General features: G+C 63.1%; 16 protein-coding genes. 2 read left to right on the top strand and 14 right to left on the bottom strand.

The annotated features are described in order from the left end of the window. Nucleotides 1–43: 43 nt before the first annotated feature. The 7 genes from ACP691_RS19975 to ACP691_RS20005 form a co-directional block, all read right to left on the bottom strand. A complete protein-coding gene (locus ACP691_RS19975; protein ID WP_426153539.1) occupies nt 44–505 on the bottom strand; it encodes a hypothetical protein in 462 nt (153 codons plus the stop codon). Between the two features lie 108 nt (nt 506–613). Next, complete coding sequence (locus ACP691_RS19980) at nt 614–3,475, bottom strand: autotransporter domain-containing protein (protein WP_426153541.1); 2,862 nt, start codon at nt 3,473–3,475, stop codon at nt 614–616. Continuing rightward, a complete protein-coding gene (locus ACP691_RS19985; RefSeq protein ID WP_426153543.1) occupies nt 3,469–4,377 on the bottom strand; it encodes a hypothetical protein in 909 nt (302 codons plus the stop codon). Before ACP691_RS19985 ends, ACP691_RS19980 begins: the two co-directional genes overlap by 7 nt. Before the next feature lie 207 nt (nt 4,378–4,584). Continuing rightward, complete coding sequence (locus tag ACP691_RS19990; RefSeq protein WP_426153545.1) at nt 4,585–6,105, bottom strand: Fic family protein; 1,521 nt, start codon at nt 6,103–6,105, stop codon at nt 4,585–4,587. 177 nt (nt 6,106–6,282) lie between these two features. Then, entirely contained in the window at nt 6,283–7,344 is a 1,062-nt protein-coding gene (locus ACP691_RS19995; RefSeq protein WP_426153568.1) for a DUF1615 domain-containing protein, read from the bottom strand. A gap of 118 nt (nt 7,345–7,462) precedes the next feature. Then, complete coding sequence (locus tag ACP691_RS20000) at nt 7,463–8,143, bottom strand: GNAT family N-acetyltransferase (RefSeq protein WP_426153547.1); 681 nt, start codon at nt 8,141–8,143, stop codon at nt 7,463–7,465. Between the two features lie 138 nt (nt 8,144–8,281). Further along, nucleotides 8,282–9,451, bottom strand: a complete 1,170-nt coding sequence (locus ACP691_RS20005) for an MFS transporter (protein ID WP_426153549.1) — start codon at nt 9,449–9,451, stop codon at nt 8,282–8,284. Nucleotides 9,452–9,546: 95 nt separating this feature from the next. On the opposite strand from ACP691_RS20005, the gene ACP691_RS20010 reads away from it, so the two are divergent. Together ACP691_RS20010 and ACP691_RS20015 are read left to right on the top strand one after the other, a co-directional pair. After that, complete coding sequence (locus tag ACP691_RS20010; protein ID WP_426153570.1) at nt 9,547–10,440, top strand: LysR family transcriptional regulator; 894 nt, start codon at nt 9,547–9,549, stop codon at nt 10,438–10,440. 103 nt (nt 10,441–10,543) lie between these two features. Then, nucleotides 10,544–11,524 (top strand): helix-turn-helix domain-containing protein, encoded by a 981-nt coding sequence (locus tag ACP691_RS20015; protein WP_426153551.1) that lies wholly within the window; start codon nt 10,544–10,546, stop codon nt 11,522–11,524. A gap of 39 nt (nt 11,525–11,563) precedes the next feature. On the opposite strand, the gene ACP691_RS20020 is transcribed toward ACP691_RS20015, so the two are convergent. From ACP691_RS20020 to ACP691_RS20050, 7 genes are all read right to left on the bottom strand, one after another. Then, entirely contained in the window at nt 11,564–13,486 is a 1,923-nt protein-coding gene (locus ACP691_RS20020; RefSeq protein WP_426153553.1) for a tyrosine-protein phosphatase, read from the bottom strand. A 197-nt stretch (nt 13,487–13,683) separates the two neighbouring features. Continuing rightward, nucleotides 13,684–14,121, bottom strand: a complete 438-nt coding sequence (locus ACP691_RS20025) for a GFA family protein (RefSeq protein WP_040262553.1) — start codon at nt 14,119–14,121, stop codon at nt 13,684–13,686. Nucleotides 14,122–14,253: 132 nt separating this feature from the next. After that, nucleotides 14,254–14,778: a GNAT family N-acetyltransferase gene (locus ACP691_RS20030; protein WP_426153556.1), complete on the bottom strand. Its 525-nt coding sequence runs from the start codon at nt 14,776–14,778 to the stop codon at nt 14,254–14,256. Between the two features lie 60 nt (nt 14,779–14,838). After that, nucleotides 14,839–16,824: an ATP-binding protein gene (locus ACP691_RS20035; RefSeq protein WP_426153558.1), complete on the bottom strand. Its 1,986-nt coding sequence runs from the start codon at nt 16,822–16,824 to the stop codon at nt 14,839–14,841. Between the two features lie 66 nt (nt 16,825–16,890). Then, nucleotides 16,891–17,067 carry a hypothetical protein gene (locus tag ACP691_RS20040; protein WP_157395820.1) on the bottom strand — a complete coding sequence of 59 codons (177 nt, stop codon included), beginning with the start codon at nt 17,065–17,067 and terminating at the stop codon, nt 16,891–16,893. 118 nt (nt 17,068–17,185) lie between these two features. Then, nucleotides 17,186–18,397, bottom strand: a complete 1,212-nt coding sequence (locus ACP691_RS20045) for an aldose 1-epimerase family protein (RefSeq protein WP_426153560.1) — start codon at nt 18,395–18,397, stop codon at nt 17,186–17,188. Nucleotides 18,398–18,563: 166 nt separating this feature from the next. After that, nucleotides 18,564–18,746: flagellin (locus ACP691_RS20050; RefSeq protein ID WP_426152660.1), on the bottom strand; the 183-nt coding region annotated here is incomplete at its 5' end.

The raw sequence follows: 18,746 nt of genomic DNA on the forward strand, positions 1-18,746 counted from the left end.
TGCCAGGCGAACGGAGCGCGGTTCGGGGAACGACTGAGGACGATCAAGGCGCCTGTGGATTGAGCGCAGGGAAGAACGAGCGGGGAGGCTGGCGCCAGGCTTGGCGAATGGTGGGTGGCCGCACGCGACGGTGTCGCGCCAGCCAGCCGAGCACCGTGAATAGCAACACCGCCAGGGGCAAGGAGCCGGCAAAGAAACATTCGCTGAACAGGCCATGCAGGGTGCCCATCGAGGAAGGCGGCGAGCCCGCCGGGCCCGGCATGTCAGCCATGGCTGCGTTGTCGGCCATGGCGTGCATTTCGCTATGCATGGTGCCCTTCATGGTGCCATGCGGGGCGGCCATTTCCATGTGCATGCCACCGCCGTGATGAGTTGCCGGCGCTTTGTGACCAAACAGAGGTGCGAGCATCTGGCCATGACCCAGGGCACACACCCAGCCGTTGACCAGCACCAGCAGGCATAGCCAGCGGGCGGTCTGGGCGAGGGATGAGCGAGCAACAATCATGGCCGGGGAATCTACCACCCCTGGTTGACGTTGCCTATGCCGATTCGGTCCGATAATGTTTCCGCGCCCGCGGCGCTATGCCGCAGGCTTGGAACGACCCCTGGGCCGTCAGAAGGGCATCGCTACCTTGACGGTCGCGGCCGAATCTTCGTAATCGCTGCGCCGCTGGGTACTGTAGTTGATCGACAGCTCGGCGCCGCTCGCTGTCAAGGGAGTCACCCAAGCGAGCCCCACCCGGGTTACCCATGGGCTGGCGTCGCTACCGTGCGTCTCGAAGGGCTGGCCTGGGGCGCCAGCGAAGCGGGCAGTCAGCGTGCCCGGATCGTTGATCAGGTCGTAGCCTACGCCCAGATCGATCTGCAGCCTGCCGCCCTGTTCAGCGAAGTGATGTTCCAGGCGCCCGTCCAGCCCGATGATGAGCTGGTCCGTTTCACGCGCGTCCACACTCAGCAACAGGGGCGACACGGCACTACCGCCGCGCTCGCGGTAGGCCTCGTCACGTAGATGGCTGTAGTCCAGCCGCAGCGAAGGCACCACTCGCGTGCCGCTTCCCAGGGCGTAGGCGTGGCCCAGGCTGGCGCCGAAGGTTGCCGCCAGGCTGGCGTATTCGGCCCGGGCCTTGCCGCTGGCCCCGGCCAGGCTGATGCTGCGTTGGCCTGTAGCACTGCCACGGCCCGCGCCCGCATAGAACAGCAGTTCGGTAGCCGGTGCCAGAGTATGAGCACTGTAGCCCGTGAACTGCCACAGGTCTACGTGACTGCCCCGGTTGCCGCCCCAGGCGTTGTCCTGGGTGTCGCCGGCTGCGTAGGCGAACGCCAACCCTACGCGTTGAGTAGCGGAGGCTCGCGTGTCCAGGCCCAGCACCTGACCGCTGCCGCCGCTGCGGCCGGAGGCGCTGCTTGCCTGGCTGCGCAAGGGTTTGGCCCAAAGGCTTGCGGTGGGTGCGAGAGTCAGGCGCTCTGGGCTGGCCGGTACCAGGCGGTCCTGCAGCGCTTGGCTGATCTCGCCCAGCGCTGCCTGGCTGGCCCGCAGGCTGGCATTACCCAGCGGAAGTGTCTGCAGTGCCGCGCTGGCCACTTCGCTGCCACTGGTGGCGGATACGAAATAAGGCGCCAGGGCGCTGGCGCTGCCCTGGCCCAGGGCGTTGTCAAGCGCCTGGGCAGCGCCCGCGGCCTGGGTCAGGCCTGCGCTGGCTACCACGGCACTTATGCCGTTGGCCGACTTGGGCGCCAGGGTGAGGTCCACGGTATTGCCGTCCTTCACCGCGGCGAAGTCAAACAACGCCGAATTGGTGCTTACCCGGAAGGTTCCGTCCGAGCGCAGGGTGCCAGCGCTGAGCACGTCCGCCAATTGCTGGACCTTGAAGGGTTGGCTGGCGTTGGCCACGTCTACGTCGATCCGGGCATCGCTGGGCAAGGTGGCGGTGCCGCTTACCACCAGCTTGCCGTAGTGGGTCTGGTCCAATACTTCCGTGCGCAGGATGGACCCGCCGCGTTGAGTGTAGTCCCCGTTCAGGGTGGCCGGGCTGGCCGCGCGGGCACTGGGGGACGCCAGGTTCAAAGTGCCGCGGTTCACGAAGGTATCCAGCGTCCAGCTGTCCTGGGCCTGCAAGGTATAGGTGGCATTGCTGTAGAGCGTGGCGGTGGTGGCGGGCGCGTATACGGCTCCGGCGAAGCGGGCGGTGTCGTTGCCTGCCAGATACAGGTCAGACAGGCGGCTTTCCGGGGCTACGTACAGCGCGTAGCGGCTACCAGCGATAAGGCCCGCATTCACCAGCCCGCCACTGATGCTGCTGTTGCCTTCGATGCGCAGTCCCTGCGCCTGGCCGTTGAGCGCGCCCGTATTTACGATGGTGCTAAGCTGGCTATCACGAATGACCAGGGCGCTTTCCCCGGAAATAGTGCCTCGGTTACTCAGGCGCGCGCTCAAGGTGGAATCGCGGATATCCAGGGCGGTACTGGTACCCGCGCCGAAAATTTGACCGGCATTGGTGAATTCGCCGACCAGCGTGCTTCCGCTGACAGACAGGCCGCTGTAGTCGTACGGACCGTTGTACTGGCTGCCGATCACGCCGTAATTGCTGGTACGGCCTTCGATGGTGCTGCGGTAGATGCCCGTGGGTGAGAGATTGCTCAGGATGCTGCCCTGGTTGATGAAGCTGCCTCCGACCGTGCTGCCACTGATGGCCATGCCGGAGCCACCCATGATCCGACCTCGGTTGACCAGGTCGCCGCCCAGCGTGCTTTCGAATAGGGTCAATGAGTCCACGCCTCCTTGGACACTGCCTTCATTGACCAGGCGGCCGTCGATCTGCGAGCTCACTACGGCCAGCCCCCTGTCCTGGCCTTGCACGGTGCCTTGGTTCAAGACGCTGCCATGGACATGGCTCTGGGCCAGGTAAACTCCGTTTTCGCCGCGGATGCTTGCGGTGTTGAGCCAATCCTTGCCGATCTGGCTCTGGGCGATGAACACAGCGTCCCGGTCCGCTTCCAGGCGGCCCGTGTTGATGAAACTGCCTTCGATGGACACCTTGCTCAGATTGAGGTTGTCGCCTTCGTTATCGTTGAACTCACCGGTGGTGACAGAGCCGTGGTTCAGCAGATCGCCGCCGACGCGGAAACCGTCCAGCACCAGCCCGTTGCTGCCTTCGATGACGCCGGCATTGACGAAATCACCTTCCACGCCGCCACCCTCCGCTAGCAATGCCCGGCCGCCGTGGCGCCCGGCATAGAGGGTCCCGCTATTGACGAAACTGCCACCGATGGTGGACCCGCTCAGAATAATCGCGGCGTAGCCGGTGTTGTTGGTCTTGATGGTGCCGCTGTTGAGGAAATTCCCGGTGATCCGGTTATTGGTGAAGACCAGCGCCCCGGTGTAGCTGTCGATGGTGCCGCTGTTTTCGAAGCTGGCCATGGTGTTGTTACGAATGATGGTATTGGAACCGCCCGACAGGGTTCCGACGTTCACCATGCCGCGCGCAGATCACTGTTGGCCAGGGCCAGCCCAGTGATACCGGCGCTGATGTCGCCTTGGTTGATCCAACGTCCTTCCAGGGTGAGCCGGTTTATGCTGCTGCCATCGTCCAAGGCATGGATGGAGCCGTAGTTGATGAAATCCCCTTTGATCGTTAGCTGATCGATCATCAGCGGGCGGGTAGCCCCGCCAATGTTCCCAGAGTTGACAAAACTACCGCCAAGGGCGCTGTTGCGCAGGCTGACCTGGGTCGAACCACTGAAGATCTCGCCACTGTTGCGCAGGTCACCGGTGATGACGCTGTCGTGGATTTGCAACCCATACTGACCGTAGGCATTGTCGCGTTCAGCGGCCAGGGTGCCGCTGTTGCGGAGGGAGCCTTGGACGGTGCTATTGACTATGCTCAGCGCGGCGGCTTGGGTGGTGCTGACCTGCCCGGCATTGAGGATGTCTCCGGTCAGCATGCTGCCAGAAAGGCCGATGCCGTCGCCACGGCTCTCGATCACACCAGTGGCCGTGTTTTGCAGCTTCCCGGTGAACAGGGTCTCGACCACCTGGATGCCGCGTTCACCCTTGAGAGTCCCGTCATTGATGACGCGGTTCGTGCCGACGGCGGCATGCTGGATAGTCACGGCCGCGCCTTCCTGCACCTCGATGGCGCCGCTCTGGGTAAGGGTCACCGACTGATTGCGGCCTAAGGTACAGCCCTGGCTGATGGAGCCGCTGATGGTGGTGCGCGAGCCACTGCAGCTACCGCCGGCTTCCGCCTGTTGAGCGGCCATCAGGCCGATCGCCGCGACCACGGCCAGACCCAGGCGCGAGGGACGGAACCTGGAGCTTGCACTGGAAAAGGGGAGAGTGGTCGACTGCCGAGGCTGACCAGGGCTGCGGCTATCCATGGGGCTACCCTGCATGCTGAAGTGGAAGCCTCAGGTATAGGCAGGGTTGCCGATTGTGTCAAAAAGCTCAGGAATGATGGCGTGTTGCTATTTTTCGCTATAGGGTGAGAGAGTTGCGCGCCCCTCGCCCTGGGGTTGCTCGCCAGGCAGCCAACTGGCTGACGTTCACCAAGCCAGCGCCCGGTGCTCAGCCCCTCACGGTGTGCCTCATTCGTCGAATGCGGAGCGTACAGCCTCGACTACCTGAGCGGCTCGGCGACCCTCGGCTAACTGCGGATAGGTTTTTTTCAGCTTGCCGGAAATTTCCCAGCCGTTTTCCTTGAGCGAACGGATGATACGGTTGGCATCCTGATCGGGCATTTCCACTACCTCCTTTAGCCGTTCACGCGCTTGTTGGAATACCACCAGCGTGCGCGCTTCATCAACCATCTCAACCCGGACGGTATGTTCGACTACCTGCGCGGTATAGAGCACATGCTCAGTGAGATCCGGATAACGCCAGGCGAAGAGGGCCTCTTCGTAATTGTCGAAAATGAAATTGCTCAAGGTACCGTCTTCGTAGCGAACCAGATCGCCGAATCGATGAGCGTGCCCGTATTGCTGCATCAAGGGGCGCGAAAATACCTCAAGCGTCCGATCATAGCGGGCTCGAAAATCCAGGGAACGCGTGATAGTCGCGGATATTGGCAGGATAACGCCATCGGGTATGGCTTGGTCGCGCAGCAGAACGTCGTTGATCAGGAATCGATGAATACGCCCGTTGCCATCGCGCATGGGATGTATATAGACGAAACCAAAAGCGACCGCCGCGGCTCGGGCCAGCGGCTCGGCCCCGCGCGTGCATTGCTCGAAAGTTTCCAGGCCTTGGAGCAAGTCAGGCAATCGCTCGAAAGGCGGTGCTATGTAATGCACGATGTCTTCGCGCATGGTGGCTTGGCCAACGAACACAGGCGAGCGCCTTAGCCCAAGCCCAATGGCATCATGGCCCAGGATCGCCTTTTGTAATGTTTGCAGGCTGGTTTCTGTTAACGGCGCCTGGATATGACCACAGTACTTGGCGATGACGTGAGCAAACCGCTGGATTCTATCGGCCTGGTCGGCCTCCCTTTCGATAAGGAAACTCGCCCGAGACTCCTTGAAAGTCAACCAGCTCGCGGTGCGCATCAAGATATCCTGGCCGAAGTTTCGATTCAGATCGCTCAACGCCATGTTGAGGTCGAAGCGCAAAGCCATTTGAAGTTCTGGCGTGCGACGAACCAGCGGGCAGAACGCTGCTGTGCCGGGCAAGTTATGGTTGATTCGCCACCGCTTGATACGTATGGGCACCACGCGGGTCAGATAGAGCTCCTCAGCCACCACGTCGATATAGGCGCCCTTGGCAACATCCGGAACATCCAATCGTTGGCCTGTGAGCCACTCGAATAGAAAACCGGCGCGGCGGGCGTTCTGTGCCAAAGGTGAAAGCCTGCACCATTGAACAATAGGGTCAGGGCCAACGACCTGGAACAGGCGGGCAAAGAACTCAAGATGGATTTCTTCATACTTGAGGCCGAACTCGAAATGGCCGGCAAAGCTGTCGGTGGGCTTATAGCTTGCCGGGTAAATATTTTCCGTTAGGCCAGGCTGCTCCTTGATTTTTCGCGTGTTGCCAATGAATGAATGAGCCCTTAATGGCTGCACGAGGCCAATCTGGTATCGATCGGCTAGCACTTGGAAGCCTACCTGCATATGAACCCTCGGTCTGCTCGAAACCATTACCAAAGCAAGGATTCTACGCGAAAACGTTGACGGCCCCGTGAAAACGTTAACAAAAGCCTGTTTTCACGCGAAATCGTTGACGAAACCGCCCTTTCAATCAAAAACGTTGACGGCGCGCTGGGTAGGGCATCCGGGCCGCGGGCTGCGTCACTCGCGCCCGACGCACCTTGCTCTGCGCTCATCCACGCGCTTGGCGAACCAGGCGGTGGTGAGATGGCGGGTAATTTTCGGACTTTCCAGGGTGATGCCCGGCAAGATGGCACGGGGTACCGGACGGCCGGCGACCTGATCGGCCAGGTCGAATACCCGGCGATACAGATAGGTTTGCTCGAAGTCCGGCTTGTCACCTTTTTCCAGGCTGCGCCGGATCTCGCCGTCGCTCAGGTTCAGGCGCGTGCCAAGGGAGCGTACGGCCAGTTCAGTCTGGCCGGGAGTGGCGCTGCTGAAGTTGATCAGGTCTCCATCCAATGCCAGGCGCGCCTTGACCAGGCGATTCAGGGCCGCCTGGAAAGCGGCGTTACGGCTGGCATAGTGGCCAGCGTTGAAATCGGCGAAGCGATACAGGGGCTCGGTGTAGGGCGCCGGATACCCGAGCAGGTGCGCGGTGCCGTAGTACAGGCCGCCACGACGGGTGAACACCTCCTGGCGCAGCGAGCCCTTGTAAGGGTAAGGGTAGCCCCGCGCGTTGGCTTCGGCGAAGGCCACCGCCACCTGCATCGGGCCGGCAGTCTTGACCGGGTTGAAGTTGCCGAACAGCTGTTGCCCCAGGGGCACCATGCCGATGAAGTCGTCGAACGTCTCGCTCAGCTCCCGCTCGGACCGAGCGCTGGCGATGCGCTGGGCATAGGTACGCCCCGTAGGGGATCGGATGCCCAAGGCAGCCTCGACCAGGAAACCCGGAACATGGGCGCGGGCGGCGCGCCGGTCGATCTCCTGGCGAGCGATGCGGCCAAGGCCCGGGACTTGCGGGTCCACCTGGAAATTGGACTCCTGCTCGATTACCGCAATCACCGAGCAAAGGTTGTCGGCGGTTGGCGCCAATGCCTGAGTATCGAAGGCGGTCTGGATATCCTGCGCCCAGCCCTGGCGATCACTGGCCGAGGGGGGCAGTAGCTTGACGATGGCGCTACGGACCTGTTCCGGCGTGGGGGCGTCGGGTTGGGGCTGGTGGCTGCAAGCGGCCAGCCCCAGCAACCCCAGGGCCAGCATACTGTTGTTGAAGCTATTCAATCAGGCACCTCCTTTAGCGGCAGCATACAGAGCGCAGGCGCCGGTTTACCAGAGGCTTGCTGGGCACGGACCTGGAAGCGCCTGAGGCCGGAGGCGCCTACGCCTGTCGCGACCTCAACAGTTCGGCAGCCTGCCAGGTCAGTTGGTCCAGTCGATAATCCCGTTGCTTCTCTGCCTGAAGCATGGCCTTGCGGCCATGCTGCTTGAGCAGATAGGCGTGAATCTGCCGCACTTCCAAGGTCGCGAACAAGGGCGCCAGGTCCAGCCGCCTTACTGTACCTGCCGCCCGGGCGCGCCGGGTGCCGACCACCAGTTGGGGCCCGCTGGCGCCCAGCGCGTGCCAGCCTTGGGCGGCGAACCAGTCGAAGGTGGCCACGGAGCAGGTCGCCTCGGCGTGCGGATAGCGAGCGGTCATTTCTTCCAGCAAGGCGGCGCCAATGCCTTGGCGACGATGGCTGGGGATGACCGCCAGGCACAGCAGCGTGCATGCCTGGGGGGCGCCCAGCGCTGGCAAGTAGAGCGCGAAGCCCAGCATCCGGCCCGGTGACTCGGTATCCATCGCCAACAGCAGCTCCACGGGCTGGTCCTTCGTGCCGGCCATGCTCTGCAGGTAATGGTGAATTTCCAGGCCGAACACGTACTGGTACAGGGGATAGAGGGGGTTACTTGGCGCCAGGGCGACGCTGCTCAGCGTGGTGAGGTCGTCCATTGCCAGCCGTTGCACCTGGCTGGCAAGGGAGTCGGAAGGGGAGCAAAGGTGCAGGCTGAGCTTGAACATGGCCACGCTGGAACAGAAAAGGGGGAGCGCATCATACCTGCGGCTGTGGCCAGGTTCACCTGCGCGCGCCCACAGTCGGGGCCAGCGGCAGTTGGCCAATGGACGTACTGCTTGGCCAACTTCGCCGATGCCGGACCACTAGGCCGCGCGTATGTCCCGGCTATTGCGCGCCAACCGGATGAACCCTAGCACCATCAGCAGGCCCAGCGCGGCCATCAGCGCGCCTGCCAGAGAGATGGCAGGGTAGCCCAGGTTAGCGGTGATCACCGCGCCGCCCAGGGCCGCGCCTATGGCATTACCAAGATTGAAGGCGCCTATGTTCACCGCCGACGCCAGGTTCGGGGCATCCTTGGCCGCCTCCATCACTCGCATTTGCAATGGCGGGACCAAGGCGAAGCTGGCGATGCCCCAGAGCAGGATGGACGGGGCGGCCAGTGCCGGCCAGCGCATGGTCACAGCGAATACCAGTAGCACGGCAATCAGCGAAGCCAGGGAAACCACCAGGGTACGGTCGATCGAGCGGTCCGCTGCCTTGCCACCCCAGAGATTGCCCAGGGTCAACCCTATACCGAACAGCACCAGCATCGCGGTAATGAAGGCCGTGGAGGCATGGGCCTGGCTATGCAGAATGGGCGCGATATAGGTGAAGACGGTGAACATGGCCGCGGACCCCACCACGGTCAGCGCCAAGGCCGCCAGCACCGGCCCGCGACCGAGCACTCGGATCTCGGCCAGTACACCGTCATTCTTGGGCAAGGGCACATCAGGCAAGGCGAACCATAGGGCCAGCATCGCCATGATGCCCAGCCCCGCGATGCCCCAGAACGCCATTCGCCAGCCCAGCAGTTCGCCGAACCAGGTCGCCAATGGCACTCCGCCGATGGTTGCCACGGTCAACCCCATGAACATGGCCGCCACGGCGCCGGCGCGCTTGTCAGGGGGCACCAGGCTCGCCGCCACTATGGACCCGACGCCAAAGAAGGCACCATGGTTGAGCGAGGTGATGACCCGTGCGACCAGCAGACTTTCATAGCTGGTGGCCAGAGCCGACAGCAGGTTGCCAAGCGAGAAAATGGCCATCAGGCCGATCAGCAGGTGGCGACGTTGAACCTTGGCCGTGGCCAAGGTCATCAACGGGGCGCCAATGAGCACGCCAAGGGCATAGGCGCTGACCAGCAACCCCGCCGTGGGAATGGACACGCCCAGGTCCGCTGCAATGCTGGGCAGCATGCCCATGGGGGCAAATTCAGTAACCCCTATGCCGAAGGCCCCGATCGAAAGTGCGGCAAGAGGTGGGTTGATACGCATGGAAAATCTCCTCATCTATGCCGTGAATGCTACGATCCCGAGCCAGAATGCGGTAGCCCGTGGAATTGGGAATCACCTTTGCGCTGGAGGCACAGATGGAGCTTGGCGGTAGGTCGGGGGAGATGGAGGTTTTCGTCAAGGTGGTTGAAGCTGGAAGCCTCTCGGCCGCTGCCCGCGCGTTGGGGCTCACGCCCTCGGCGGTCAGCCGTGTGATCGCCCGGATCGAACAACGCTTCGGTACCCGCTTGCTGCTGCGCACCACCCGCGCCATCGCCCTGACGTCCGAGGGGCAGGCCTATCTACGCGGCGCGCGGCGAATACTGGCGGACATGAACGAGGTAGAGCAGGGCATCGCTGACCGCGGTGTGCCACGGGGGCGGTTGCGCGTCAGCGCCGCACTGGGGCACGGCCGCCTGACCGTACTGCCATTGGTGGCGGCCTTCAGTGAACGCTACCCGCAGGTGCTGGTGGACCTTTCCCTGGGCGACGAGGTCGTGGACATCCTCGCTGGGCAGGCAGACGTGGCCCTGCGCTTCGGTCCGTTGGCCGACAGCCCCCTGAGCGCGCGCCATATCGGCGATACCGGCCAGGTGGTGGTCGCCTCGCCCCGGTACCTGGCCCGCCACGGTACCCCGCGGCAACCTGAGGACCTGGCTAGGCACAACTGCCTGCGTTTCAACTTCCGCCGGGCCGCTCCGGACTGGCCGTTTCGTCGTGACGGTGAAGTGTTTTCCTTGAAAGTGCAGGGCAGCATCGAATGCAGCAGCGGCGAGGCGCTGGCCCAACTCGCTCTGCTCGGGGCCGGCATTGCCCGCATCGGTGCCTTCACGGTCAACGAGGCCATTGCCCAAGGCGAGCTCGTGCCCTTGCTGGAAGCGTACAACCCCGGCGACCGCGAGCCTATCCATGCGGTCTTCGCAGGGGGCGCGGCCATGCCGGCTAGAGTGAGGGTATTCGTGGACTTTCTGGTGGAACACCACCGGCTGTAGGCTCGGTGTGCGACAGGTGTCACCGGCCTGTCACCTCGTGGTGTTAGCGTGCCCGGCAATCGCCGCGTCCCGCCAGCGTACTCTTTCCAAGGACGACCCAGCCATGCCACCGCGCGCATCGCGCACGCCGATCATCATTCGCTCCGACAACATGGGTTCCGACGACTTCGGTGCGCTGTTCACCCAGGCGTTCGGCAGCCTTTACTCCCATTTCCCCAAAGCCGATACCCCGGTTCGCATCGCAGGGGTCTATGGCCGCCATCAGGATGTGAGCTTCAGGCGCATGACCTATGCCGGCAACCTGCGTTTCTTCAGTCCGGGGATGGATGATGAAATCAGCTTCGTGTTACCCACCGCCGGGCGCGTGTCCTTCGATCTGGATAGCCCGTTGGTAGGCACGCCACGCCTGGGCTTGGCGGTGGAGAAGGCCCACGTACGCTCCATCAGCCTGGTGGATCAGCATAGCCATTATGGCGCGTCGATCCGCCGAAGCCTGTTTGCCGAACGCCTGGCTTTGCTGCTGGGAAGGCCAGCGGTGCGTCCTATCCGCTTTCAAACCCAGGTGGACCTTAGCGGCAGCGTTTTCGACGGTCTCAAGGCGCTGATCGGCTTTGCCACCAGCGCCGAAGCAGACACCCTGCTCAACGCCAGCGCCCTGATGTCCGAGCGCTTGCAGGACATGCTGGTGGATGCGGTGCTCGACCTATGGCCCCACAGCTATACCCAGGCGCTGCGGCGACCCGGTCCCGGGCTGGCTCCGCGGCACGTCAGGCAGGCAATGGACTATCTACAGGCCCATCCAGAGACGTTCGTCAGCGGAGCTGAATTGGCCGCTGTCAGCCGTGTAAGCCTGCGGGCTTTGCAAGAGGGCTTCCGACGCTTTGCAGGGACCTCCATTTCCGCCTATCAGCGACAGGTGCGGCTCGAGCGCGCCTACCAGGCGTTGCGCCAGGGCAGCGCGGCCTCGGTGAGCGAAGTGGCCCTCAGGTTCGGCTTTACCAACCCGGGCCGCTTCAGCCAGTACTTCCAGAACGCCTACGGTGTCAGGCCCCAGGACGTCTACAAGGGGCTGAGGCGGCCTTGAGAGTACGACCCGGGCCGACCAAGCGGCCCGGGTAGCGTGTCAGAAGGGATAGCTGACCTTCAACCCACCGTTGAAGCCATGGCTGTCGCCACCGCCGCTGGCGCCTATCTCCCCGGTCACGCTCAAAAGCCCCAGGCGGGCGGTGAGGTTTGCCGCGCCGCTGAATTGGTCGCCACTGGCGTAGGCCGCGCGCTGTTCGACGCTCAGGCCGAGCAGCTGCCCCTGGCTATCCACCCTAGGCTCCCCAAGCACATGCTCATAGCCCAGCTCCAACCCCGGCAGCAACTGCCAGCCGCCACTGAGCAGAGTAGGGGCCAAGCTTGCCTTCACACGAGTGAAGGCACTGCGCCGAACCTGCCGCAGGCTGTCTACGTCCAGCGCCATCTCGCTGTCTTTTTCATCGAAGCCGGCAAGCTCCAGGCGGCTGACCCGTACGCCCAGGCTTGGCTCCAGGGTCAGGCCTGCGCTGGGCAAGCGATAGCCCAGGGACAGGCCGGCGCTGGCCAGGTTGCCGTGGGTATCGCCTTTTGCAGTGCCTAACCCGCCGCCCAGTTCCCGCTTGCTGTGGTAGTCCACCCAGCCGGCGCTGGCATCGGCAGCCAGGAACAGGCCCCGCTCCAGGCCTCCCGGCGCATAGCGCAGGCCCAGGGTGCCTAGGGTAAGGTCGGTGTCGACCTCGCCGCCAGCACCGCCAATGCTACCTCGGCTATAGCCGAATGCCGCGTAACCGCTCAGGCGCTCAGAGAAGCGTTGGCTCAGGCCCACCAACGAACCCTGGGTATGCTCGTTGCTGCTGGCGGCGTGGCTGGAGCCGTCCGTGCCCAGGTAATCCGCAAGGCCCGCGGCCCAGAGTTGCCGCTGCCCTGTCTTGAGGTCAATGCCGCTGGCATAGCCACCCGCGGCCTGCTCGATCATCACGGGGCGGCGCAGCAGGTAGCTGGCGGCATCGGCGTGGGCCTGTCCCCCTATCGTGCTCTCCACGCCGCCCAGGCTGCCGGCGTCCAACGCAGACTGCAGATAATAGTTGTAGGCGGTGTAGTGACCGGAAAGGTCCGTATTCTGCAGCCGTTGCAGCAGCGCCGCGCCTTCCGCGCTATTGCCCACCAGGCCGGCCTGCCCGGGCAGGCTGTTGTAATACACCAGCTTGGCTCGCAGCACGTAGAGGGTTTCCTGGGAAAGTCCCAGGCCCTGCTTGAGGTAGTTGTCCATGCTGCCGTATTCGGCCGTGACCTGGTCTAGCCCCGCCTGGAGATAGCTAGCCTCTACCCCCAACAACGGGGCATAGATTGCTGCCATGCTCGCAGGCATGGCGGCGAGGGTCGCGGCGACCCGGGCTGCCGTATAGTCATTGGTAGCGAGGTAGTCTGCCATGATGCTGCTGCTGTCCACCCCGGCAAGGCTCAGCAGCACGGCAGCGGTCCAGCCGGTGCGGTCCTTGCCAGCGGTACAGTGAAAGAGCGCGGCGCCGTCAGCCGTGGCCAGTTCGTTGAAAAGCGTGGCGAACTGGCTGCGCATGCCGGCATCGCTGACGAAGCTACGGTTCGCCTCCTGCATCATCGCCACGGCACTGGCCGCGCTGTCGACGGTGATGCTCGCCAGGTTCGACCCTGACGCCGCGTTACCAATGATGTCGATGTTGGTATAGATAGCCCCGGTAAGCAAGGTATCTGGCGTGGCGGCGATTTCGCTGGCCGTGCGCAGATCGTAGACCGCGCTGATGCCCAATCCGTTGAGCGTGGCCAGGTCCGCGGTGGACGGGGTAATAGCGTTGGACCTATAGAACACCCCGGAACGCAAGGTGCCATCCATTGCGGTGGTATAGGCGGTGGTGGTTCCGGCAACGTCCCGGAAGTTGTCGATGCCGGTCAGGCGTGGTGTGTTCAGGGTGTAGGTATCGGCGGCATGGGCTGCGCTAATGGATAGGGTCAGCGCGGACATCGCATGCAGGATTCGGGGAAACACTATGTAGCCTCCTTGGATACAGGTCGGGCTGGCTACTATCTGTGTTTGTCGAAAACGAAATATTACAGATTAGAATCGCGGATAAATGCCGGCGCGATTCGTCCTTTTCATGCGCGTTCCGTCCCGGCCTGCCCCAGCGCCATCGAATTCGGGCGGGGTTTATGCGGGGCCAGCCCGGCTGGGCCCGTGTTACCCGTTCATTCTGTCCAGGGAATGAGCTTCAAGGTGCCGACACGACGCGGCCCTGTTCCCTTGGCCTGGTCGGCCGGATGGGCGACCCCGTCGAGCACCGGAACCTCTTCGAAGTCGAAGGGGCTGATGCCTTCCAGGCAGGCAACGTTGATACCGTACTCGTCTGGCCTGGAGCGGCGTTGATGATGTGTGTAGATGCCGCATGTCGAGCAGAAGTAGTGTTTGGCCGTGCCGGTGTTGAATTGATAGAGGGTGAGTTTGTCTTGCCCGGCGATGAAACGGATGTCGGCCAGGACCGCACTCACCGCGATTGCACCGCGCATACGACAATAGGAACAGGTGCAGCGCCGCGCACTGTGCAAGCCGTTACGAAGCTTGACCTCGAAGCGCACCGCGCCGCAGTGGCACTGGCCACGAGCCTGGGCCAGGTCTTTATCGAGCATCGGTCACCCCTCATAGGCAATTGGACACGGCACTAAAACGCACTCGTGGCCGACGCGGCTTTTCGCTGCTTCCGACCGCAGAGGGGCTGTTTCGGCCCCGCACGTCGACCCTGGCGCTGAGTGGAGGGTAGCTCAGGGTTGCCAAGCATGTACTTCGAAATACAGCAGGTCGTGCCACTGGTCACCATGCCAGAAGCTCCTTCGAGATCTGCCAAAGGCCTGGAACCCATTACGCTCCAGCACTCGGATCGAGCCTAGATTGTAAGGTGGCACTGTTGCCTGTAGGCGCGCGAGCCCCAGTGGGCCGAAGGCTTCAGCCATCACGAGCGCGACAGCTTGGCTCCCGATACCTCGCCCCAGATACGCTTCACCGATCCGGTATCCTAACTCCGCGCAATGGAAGTGCTGCCGCTTGACCTGACTCAGGTTGACCCGCCCCAGCAACACGCCCCCCGCGCGCACGGCATAAGCGTAAGCCCTGTCATTGGCGCGGTCGGCCGCGGCGGCGTCCAGCGCCCGTTGAATGCCGTCGATAGCGTAATACTCCGCGGGCCGAGCATTGATCCGGGCTTCGAAAAAAGCGCGGTTGCCCCGCTCGAAGGCGAGAAGCTCATGGACCTGGATACCCTCCAGCGGCATAAGGCAAAGGTCTGGCATGTCACTACCCCTGAAGATGAGTTCGCCAGTGTACTGCGGCTGGCCGCCGGAGGCTGGGGGCTAACTGGCCCGAGCCATTACAGTCTGCAAGGCGACGGACAGCGCCTGGAGCGAAAACGGCTTGCTCAACACCATGGGCGCGTCTGTGCCCGGGGCCGATGGCAGCGCCGCCTGATCAGCGTATCCGGTGATGAAAAGCACCTTCAGTCGTGGGCGAACGATACGCGCTATTTGCGCCAGTTGTCGGCCTGTCAGGCCACCAGGCAGGCCGAGATCGGCAATCAGCACGTCGATGTCGGTGGCTGACTGCAACAGGGTCAGGCCTTGGCCACTGTCCTCGGCTTCCAGCACCCTGTGGCCCTGATCCGTGAGATGGTCACTCACCAACAGCCGTATGCTGGGCTCGTCGTCCACGATCAGTACCCTGAGCGGTTCGTGAAAGACAGGCGGTTGCGCCCCGGGAGGGCCCTCGGGCTGCTGCTGGGCGGGCAGGGTGCCGCAAGACGGTATGTAAAGTGTGACCGTGGTTCCCTGGCCTGGCTCGGAGCGCAGTTGCACCTGGCCGCCGGATTGCTGAGCGAAGCCATAGACCATGGACAGGCCGAGCCCTGTCCCTTTGCCGATGGGCTTGGTGGTGAAGAAGGGCTCGAACACCCGGGCCGCGACCTCCGGCGTCATACCCTGGCCTGTATCGGTTACCTCCAGTACCACATACTCACCCGCGGGCAGAGCCATCGCGTCCGCCTCGGATGTGGATAGCCTCTGGCGGCGCGTCTCTATGGTGATCGCCCCGCCTCCAGGCATGGCGTCCCGTGCATTGATGCACAGGTTGAGCAAGGCGTTTTCCAGCTGAGGGGCGTCCACGGAAGCCGCCGCGGCTTCGGTGGGGGCTATGGCCTGCACCCGGATCGCCGGCCCGACGGTTCGCTGGATCAGCTCCCGCAGGTCGGCTACCAGCGTAGCAACATCGGTTGGCTGAGGGTCGAGTTGCTGGCGCCGGGCGAAAGCCAGCAGGCGTTGGGTCAGTGCCGCGGCGCGTCGGGTGGCACCCAGGCTGGCGGCCAGGTATTTGCCCAGCTTCCGGCCGTCCTCAGGCAGCAAGCGGGTTTGCATCAGCTCGAGGCTTCCGGAAATACCGCCGAGCAGGTTGTTGAAATCGTGGGCCAGGCCGCCGGTGAGCTGGCCCACGGCTTCCATCTTCTGCGCGTGGCGCAGGGCTTCCTGTGCTTCCTGTAGCATACGCGCCTGGGTTTTCTCCGCGGTTACGTCGCGGCCGTTGCAATAGATGAGGTCGCCCTCGGGCTTGACCGTCCAGGCGATCCAGCGCCAGCTGCCGTCCCGGTGTCGGTAACGATCCTCATAGTGGGCGGGGGGCACTCCACCAGCGGCGATCTGGGCGAGGGTCGCGGCCGCATTGGCCAGTTCGCTCGGGTGCTTGAATTCTTCGGTCTTGCGCCCGGCCAGCCAGTTGGGGGACCAACCAAGGATTCTCTCCCAGGCTGGATTCGCGTTGAGGATGGTGCCGTCGAGCCGGGCCACCAGTAGTAGGTCAGGGGACAGTTCCCAAATGCGGTCACGCTCGGCCGTGCGCCTTGCGATCTCGTTTTCCAGCGTCTCATTGTGCCGACGCAGTGCTTCGTCGGCCCGTACTTGCGCGGTGACATCGTCCACATGATGGATTACCGCCACCACCCGGCCTTCCTCCAGGACCGGCGTGTTCACCGGCGCCCACCAGCGGGCCTCGAAGCCACCGGCCGGATGTGGTATGTCATACTTCTGCACGGTCATGGCATGCGCCCGGCCCGTTGTTATCACCGTTTCGATCGACGCGCGCAGATTGGCGACTCCGCTGGCCTGGGGGTCGGCGGGATTGTCCGGCATGGCTTCGAACAAGGGCTTGCCGATAAGCGCTTCGGGTGTTCGCAAGATGGCAGCCAGATAGGCTTCATTGGCCAAGGCTATGGTGAAACGAGGTGGGTCAGGAAGGATGACCAGCATGGGGGCTGGCACGATGGCGAACAGGGCCCTGTAATCGGTTATCGGCATCAGCGAGTTCACACGACGACCTAGGTAAAGACCCCGCCGTTGGCGGGGCCATGGAACGGTGGGGGGTCAAGCGCTGCTGCCCGGCGAAGGCTCCTCGGATTCGTCCACCGAAGGGTTGTTCGGCTGCTCGTCTTGGGATTGAGCACCACCAGCGGCACCGTTATCGGACATCAGCTCATCATCGCTATCCGCGCCAGCCGGGCCTGGGTAAGGGTTGGCCGGACCGTTGTCGTCTTTCACCATGGTCGTTCTCCTTTTGCGATCACGCGCGTGGATCTTACGCACATGACTTCAGAGGCTTACGCAGCGGCGGAGTGCCGCTTGCGTGACCAACGGCGCGCGGGTGTCGCGGCGAACGCTTTCATTGATCGAGCTTGACCAGCGGAGTCTCTCGCACTTCGGTAGGACGTCCGGCCTGGATCTGCCTGACCTGGGCCAAGGCCTGGTCTACGCCAGCCTTGTCGCGCAGCAGTTCATAGCTGACGGCGAAGCGACGGGTTTCCCCAGGTCCGATTTGCGGTACCAGGTTCAGCGGGCGCTGGTAACGGCGGTTGTAGGAGAAACTGGTCCCGGGCTCCAGGCCAGTCACGTAGCCCTGGCCATGGGTATCGGTGTTCTTCCAAAGGGAAAATACTGGAAGCGTACGGGTATCGAAGCCCACCGCGACACCCAGGCTACCTGCCTTGTTGTGCAGTACGGCCAGGGAATGGCCTTGGGCATCCGCATAGGGCACCAGGTTGTAGACGGTCTCGTCGTAGTCCCTGGTCGGGGCCCGGTAGCTGTCCCAAGTGGGAAGATCAGCCCTGGCCTTGTCATTGAACGGCGACACCTGTTTCACCGGCGCGACGAAACGGGCGCCGACTTCCAGCAAGGGCGTGCTGAAGTTGCTGTGATAGAGCGCCTGGTATTCCTTGGAGTAGTCGCCTTGGTTGGTCAGCACATCCTGGAGTTCGAAACGGGTGCTGCCTGGCAGGGTGACCAGCTCGGTGACTACGCTGAAGTCCACCTTCTTGAACGCCTGTTCCTTGAGTTCGCCACGCAGATGGATGGCGTGCGGAGGCTGCTCATCGATATGCAACACCACCTTGCTGGCAGGAATATTGGCGGCGCGGCCATGAAGGGTGAGCAGCTCGCCGTTGTCGATGCCTGGATGGCCCACCCACTCGTAGCCGCAGCGGGTCACCAGCTCGTTGAAACCTTCCAGCCAGCCCAGGCCCGCGCGGCCGTTGAGCTCGATGAAGGCCGGGTTGACCACCTCCTTGACCGGTGAATCCCAGCCCAGCCGTACCGGCCCGACCGATGCCTGGAGGACATTCATGCCTCGGGTAGGTATTACCGTCATCTTCATCGTGCCGTTGTCGATATCCACCAGGCTTACCCCCTCCTGGCGACCACCATGGAGCAAGCGCAGGCTGATCTTGAAGGGCGCATCGGGGTGGATGCCCAGTTCGGCGCTGGTCAGCTCGAACGCTTGGGCGGGTTTATCACTATCGAGAAGGACGTAGTCCCAAGCCAGGGCGGGGGAGGTCGCGGCCAGGCCACTGAGGGCGACCAGTAGGGGGAAAGGTTTCATGCGCATAGCCTTTGTTAGTGTTATAGGCCCTGTATAGCGCGGGTGAAGCGTTTCAGCAAGCCTGCATTTCCGTAGTGACCTTTGCTTCCAACCAAGAATCGGCGGCTTGAAACGACAAAAGGGCGCGCTTGCGCGCACCCTTTCGTTCGTTGACCTTCGGCCGATATTACTGAAGCAGCTTCAGAACAGCGGACGGGATCTGGTTGGCCTGAGACAGGATCGCGGTGGAAGCCTGTTGCAGGGTTTGTTGCTTGGTCAGCTCAGCGGTTTCAGCAGCGAAGTCCACATCCTGGATGGTGGAGCGAGAAGCGGTAGCGTTCTCGATGATGTTGCTGATGTTGCTGATGGT

This window comes from Pseudomonas sp. DC3200b2 (genome assembly GCF_049895785.1).
In the GTDB taxonomy this organism is placed as follows: domain Bacteria; phylum Pseudomonadota; class Gammaproteobacteria; order Pseudomonadales; family Pseudomonadaceae; genus Aquipseudomonas; species Aquipseudomonas massiliensis.

Coding starts and splice junctions, on each gene's coding strand:
- ACP691_RS20045 (WP_426153560.1), bottom strand. CDS start 18,397: ATGAAACCTTTCCCCCTACTGGTCGCCCTCAGTGGCCTGGCCGCGACC.
- ACP691_RS20005 (WP_426153549.1), bottom strand. CDS start 9,451: ATGCGTATCAACCCACCTCTTGCCGCACTTTCGATCGGGGCCTTCGGC.
- ACP691_RS20015 (WP_426153551.1), top strand. CDS start 10,544: ATGCCACCGCGCGCATCGCGCACGCCGATCATCATTCGCTCCGACAAC.
- ACP691_RS19980 (WP_426153541.1), bottom strand. CDS start 3,475: ATGGTGAACGTCGGAACCCTGTCGGGCGGTTCCAATACCATCATTCGT.
- ACP691_RS20025 (WP_040262553.1), bottom strand. CDS start 14,121: ATGCTCGATAAAGACCTGGCCCAGGCTCGTGGCCAGTGCCACTGCGGC.
- ACP691_RS20010 (WP_426153570.1), top strand. CDS start 9,547: ATGGAGCTTGGCGGTAGGTCGGGGGAGATGGAGGTTTTCGTCAAGGTG.
- ACP691_RS19985 (WP_426153543.1), bottom strand. CDS start 4,377: ATGGATAGCCGCAGCCCTGGTCAGCCTCGGCAGTCGACCACTCTCCCC.
- ACP691_RS20000 (WP_426153547.1), bottom strand. CDS start 8,143: ATGTTCAAGCTCAGCCTGCACCTTTGCTCCCCTTCCGACTCCCTTGCC.
- ACP691_RS20035 (WP_426153558.1), bottom strand. CDS start 16,824: ATGCCGATAACCGATTACAGGGCCCTGTTCGCCATCGTGCCAGCCCCC.
- ACP691_RS19990 (WP_426153545.1), bottom strand. CDS start 6,105: ATGCAGGTAGGCTTCCAAGTGCTAGCCGATCGATACCAGATTGGCCTC.
- ACP691_RS19975 (WP_426153539.1), bottom strand. CDS start 505: ATGATTGTTGCTCGCTCATCCCTCGCCCAGACCGCCCGCTGGCTATGC.
- ACP691_RS20040 (WP_157395820.1), bottom strand. CDS start 17,067: ATGGTGAAAGACGACAACGGTCCGGCCAACCCTTACCCAGGCCCGGCT.
- ACP691_RS20030 (WP_426153556.1), bottom strand. CDS start 14,778: ATGCCAGACCTTTGCCTTATGCCGCTGGAGGGTATCCAGGTCCATGAG.
- ACP691_RS19995 (WP_426153568.1), bottom strand. CDS start 7,344: ATGCTGGCCCTGGGGTTGCTGGGGCTGGCCGCTTGCAGCCACCAGCCC.